The organism is Spirillospora sp. NPDC049652, from assembly GCF_040675125.1.
Classification (GTDB): Bacteria; Actinomycetota; Actinomycetes; order Streptosporangiales; family Streptosporangiaceae; genus Spirillospora.
The window spans coordinates 1-4461 of sequence record NZ_JBFAOF010000610.1 but is presented as its reverse complement, the minus strand read 5'-3'; the positions used below and the strand labels follow the sequence as shown (position 1 = coordinate 4461).

4 protein-coding genes are annotated in these 4461 nt (G+C 74.4%); 2 read left to right on the top strand and 2 right to left on the bottom strand.

All coding sequences use genetic code 11. The annotated features are described in order from the left end of the window. Positions 1 to 555: RNA polymerase sigma factor SigE (gene sigE / locus AB0J52_RS29015; RefSeq protein WP_500185687.1), on the bottom strand; the 555-nt coding region annotated here is incomplete at its 3' end. Positions 556 to 864: 309 nt separating this feature from the next. Between sigE and AB0J52_RS29010 the strand changes: the two genes are divergently transcribed. Continuing rightward, positions 865 to 2451, top strand: coding sequence for an acyl-CoA synthetase (locus AB0J52_RS29010; protein ID WP_500185686.1), 1587 nt, complete (start codon positions 865 to 867; stop codon positions 2449 to 2451). Here AB0J52_RS29010 and AB0J52_RS29005 read toward each other — a convergent pair. Next, positions 2409 to 3578, bottom strand: a complete 1170-nt coding sequence (locus AB0J52_RS29005; protein WP_500185684.1) for a glycosyltransferase family 4 protein — start codon at positions 3576 to 3578, stop codon at positions 2409 to 2411. The two genes, AB0J52_RS29010 and AB0J52_RS29005, sit on opposite strands and share 43 nt — an antisense overlap. A 112-nt stretch (positions 3579 to 3690) precedes the next feature. Between AB0J52_RS29005 and AB0J52_RS29000 the strand changes: the two genes are divergently transcribed. Continuing rightward, positions 3691 to 4461, top strand: a 771-nt coding sequence (locus AB0J52_RS29000; protein WP_500185682.1) for a PIG-L family deacetylase, incomplete at its 3' end; no start/stop codon positions are given.

Here is a 4461-nt window from a genome sequence, read left to right as displayed (position 1 = left end):
GCACCGCCGCCCGGCCGAGCCCGCCCCGGCCGGGCGGCGGTGCTCCAGCGCGACGCGCAGCTGCGCGCGGCCCCGGTGGATGCGGCTGCGGACGGTGCCGAGCTTCACGCCGAGCGAGGCGGCGATCTCCTCGTAGGTGAGGCCCTCGATGTCGCACAGCACGACGGCGGCGCGGTACTCGGGCGCGAGGGAGTCGAGCGCGGCCTGGATGTCGGCGTCGAGGTGGCGGTCGTCGTAGGTCTGCGCGGGCGACGGCTCGCGGCCCGCGAGGCGCTCGTCGGCGTCCTCGGCGAGCGCGTCGAACCGGATGCGCTGCTTGCGGCGCGCGCGGTCGAGGAACAGGTTGGTGGTGATGCGGTGGAGCCAGCCCTCGAACGTCCCCGGCGAGTAGGACGACAGGGACCGGAACACCCGGACGAACACGTCCTGGGTGAGGTCCTCCGCGTCGTGCCGGTTCCCCGTCAGCCGGTACGCCAACCGGAACACCCGCGTGGAGTGCTGGTCGACGATCTCCTCCCATGTCGGAGGCGTCCACGCCACTGCGCCTGCGCTCACCGCTACCCCCGTCTGATACTTAATCGTTACGGCTCAGCATGCCCTTTCCCAGATAAGAGCGGTGTAAGAACGCGGATCCCTTCGGGGGAAGGGTCTGCGGGGTCCCGCCGGCCCGGCCGGGGCCACCCCTCCTGATCGGCCGCTGACCTGCGAATACTTGCGCTTCGGCCGGCTCTGTGGGGAGAGTGGGCGGGTGTTCCTGTTGTGACCCATCTCATTAGACGTGGCGTCCATAGCTATTGAGCGGACGCCGGGTCGCGGTAAATCATCGGGGGCACCCGGTACACCCCACCCCGAGGACGTGTGGCCATGGCGCGGAGCTACAACCTGGCGGATCTCCTGGAAATCCTGGCCGAGGCGGGCCCGGACAGGCCGGCGCTCGTGGCGGGCGACCAGCGCCGGACGTACCGGGAGCTGAACGAGCGGGCCAGCCGGGTGGGGCACCACCTGGACGCCGCCGGGGTGCGGCCCGGCGAGCACGTGGCGATCCTCTCCTACAACCGCGCCGAGTGGATCGAGACGATGCTCGGCGTCTTCAAGATCCGCGCCGTCCCGATCCCGGTGAACTACCGGTACGTCGCCGCCGAGCTGCACCACGTCCTGTCGGACTCCGACGCGGTCGCGCTGGTCGCCGAGCGGTCCCTGCTGGCGAAGGTCGCCGACATCCGCGGCGACCTGCCCCGGCTGCGGCACCTGGTCGTCATCGAGGACGGCTCGGACGCCGAGGTCCCCGGCGCGGTGGAGTTCGAGAAGGCGCTCGGCGAGGTGTCCGGCGACGACGACTTCCCCGAGCGGTCCGACGACGACCGGTACATCATGTACACCGGCGGGACGACCGGCTACCCCAAGGGCGTCGAGTGGCGCAGCGAGGACATCTTCTTCGGCGCGCTCGGCGGCGGGAACGTCCTCGGCGACCCGGTGACCAGCCCCGAGGCGCTCGCCGCGAACGCCGAGCAGCCGGCGATGGCGGTGCTCGACTGCGCGCCCGTCATGCACGGCGCGGGCCAGTGGGTCGCGTTCATGGGCCTGTTCAGCGGGGCCAAGGTCGTCCTCTACACCGACCACGCGTTCGACCCGGCCAAGGCGCTGCGGCTGCTCGCCGAGGAGCAGGCGAACGTCCTGATGATCGTCGGGGACGTGATGGCCCGCCCGGTCGCCAGGGAGCTGGCGGCGGGCGACCACGACACCTCGTCGCTGTTCGCGATCGCCTCCGGCGGCGCGCCGCTGACCGAGGGCGCCAAGGACGAGCTGAAGGAGCACCTGCCGAACGTCGTCTTCCTCGACAACTACGGTGCGTCCGAGACCGGCGCGTGCGGGCCGTCAGTGGGCGGCAAGGAGGGCACCGCCCGGTTCATGATGAAGCCGGGGATCACCGTCCTGGACGACGACCTGAAGCCCGTCCGCCCCGGGGAGATCGGCAAGCTCGCGCGGTCCGGGCACATCCCGGTCGGGTACTACAACGACCCGAAGAAGACCGCGTCCACCTTCTTCACCGACGCGGACGGGGTGCGCTGGTCGGTGCCCGGCGACTTCGCCGAGCTGGAGGAGGACGGCACGATCGTGCTGCTCGGCCGCGGCTCCCTGATGATCAACACCGGCGGCGAGAAGGTGTACCCCGAGGAGGTCGAGGTCGCCCTCAAGGACCACCCGGACGTCTACGACGTCGTCGTGGTCGGGCTGCCCGACGAGCGGTTCGGGCAGCGCGTCGCGGCCGTCGTCGCGCCGCGCCCGGGCACGTCCCCGACGCTGGAGGAGCTGGTCGGGCACTGCCGCGAGCGGCTGGCCGGGTACAAGCTCCCCCGCGAGGTGCGGATCGTGGCCGAGGTGCAGCGGACGGCCGTCGGCAAGTCCGACTACAAGTGGGCGAGGTCGGTCTTCGCCGACGCCGCCTCGTAGCAGGAGTCGAAGGCCGCGAGGACGGCGGGCCACGAGCACCGGACCGGTGAGGTGGCCCGGTTGTGCGCCGCGATCCGGCCCCGCAGGGCGGGGTCGGACGCGAGCCGCGCCAGCGCCGCCGCCAGCTCCCGGGGCGTCGCGGCGAGCAGTCCCTCGCGCCCGGAGGTGACGAAGTCGGCGACGCCGCCGCCCGACCGCCCCACCACCGGCACGCCCGCGAGCCGGGCCTCCAGCGCGGCGAGCCCGAACGACTCGCGGGACGCCGGGGCGAGGAACACGTCCGCGTCCGCAAGGACCGTCCGCACCCGGGACCGGTCGAGCCGTCCGGTGAGCCGCACCCAGCCGGTCATCCCGTGCCGCCGCAGGTACCGCTCCATGCGGGGGCGGGCGGGGCCGTCCCCGACGATCGTCGCGCGCAGCGGCGCGGCCGACGCCGCCTCGCGCAGCACGCGCAGCAGGTTCACCGGCTCCTTGCGCGGGGCGAGCCGGCCGACCGCGACCACGTGCGGCGTCCCGTCCGGCGCGAAGGGCTCGACCCCGGGCGGGGCCGGGTCCGCACCCGGGGCGGGCGCCGGCGCCTCGGCGTTCCAGGAGGTCAGGTCGATGCCGTTCGACACGACGCGGACCGGGAGCCGCCCGTCCACGACCGCGCGGATCGGACGCGCCGCCGCCTCGCTCACGGTCGTGACCACCAGCCCGCCGCCGTGCCGGCGCGCCCAGCCGGGGACGAGCGTCCGGTAGACCGCGCGGCTGACCGGCCCCCACATGCTGTGGACGGTCAGCACGACCGGCGGTTCCGTCGTCCCCAGGCTGTGGACGGCGCGCCACGCGAACGGCGACACGGCCCCCGCGTGCACGTGGACGACGTCCGGCTTGAACTCCTCCAGCAGCGGCCCGAGCGACCGTCCGACCGGCAGTTCCCAGGGCACCGGCGCGACCAGCCGGACCACCGGGAACGGCGGCTCGCCGGGCCCGGCGGCCGGGCCGGTCCCGGGCGGGGCGGGCGTGGCGGTGGCGACGGCGACGTCGTGGCCCGCCGCGAGCTGGGCCCGCGCGAGCTCGTCGACCTGCACCTCGATACCGCCGAGCCGGGGCGGGAAACAGTCGCTGACATGGAGAATCCGCACCCCATGACCGTGCGGGCGGCGCCTGCGGCGACCCGCCTACCGCGCGGGCGCATGGGCGAGCCTTGACCTGGAGGAGGGGCACGCTTCACGCGCCCCGGGAATCTAGATACCCGTGCGACGAACCTGTGTCTTCTTCCATGCCCACCCGGACGACGAGGCGCTGCTCACGGCGGGCACCATGGCCCGCCTCGCGGCCGAGGGACACCGCGTCGTGCTGGTCGTGGCCACCTCAGGCGAACGCGGCCTGACCGCTGACCCGCCTCCGACCCGCGCGAACGGGGTGGACGGGGAGGCGGCGCGGAGGGACCGGCTCGGAGCCGTCCGGACGGCCGAGCTGCACGCCTCGGCGCGGGCGCTCGGGTGCGAGCGGGTCGTCCTGCTCGGCTACGAGGACTCCGGGCTGGACGGGGACGCCCCCGGCGGGTTCGCCCGCGCGCCCGTCGCGGAGGCCGCCGCCGAGCTGGCCGGGGTGCTCCGGAGGGAGGCCGCCGACCTGCTGGTCGTCTACGACCCCGCAGGCGGGTATGGACACCCCGACCATGTCCAGGTGCACCGGGTCGGGACGGAGGCCGCGACGATGGCCGGAACACCCGTCGTCCTCGAGGCGACCGTCGACCGGGACCTGCTGCTGCGGGTGCTGCGCCCGCTGGCCGGGCTGCGGCTGCTGCCCCGCTCGCTGGACGTCGCGTCCTTCGAGCGGGCGTACACGCCCGCCGCCGCGATCACCCACCGCGTCCGGGTCGGCCGGTACGCCGCCGCCAAGCGGGCCGCGATGGCGGCGCACGCGTCCCAGGCCACCGGCGGCGACACCGTCCGGACGCTCGCCGCGCTGCTGCGGCTGCCCCGCCCGCTGTTCCGCCGCGCGTTCGGCACCGAGTGGTAC

Excerpts from the sequence above, each read along its gene's own strand:
- AB0J52_RS29010 (WP_500185686.1), top strand. The coding sequence starts at position 865 with ATGGCGCGGAGCTACAACCTGGCGGATCTCCTGGAAATCCTGGCCGAG.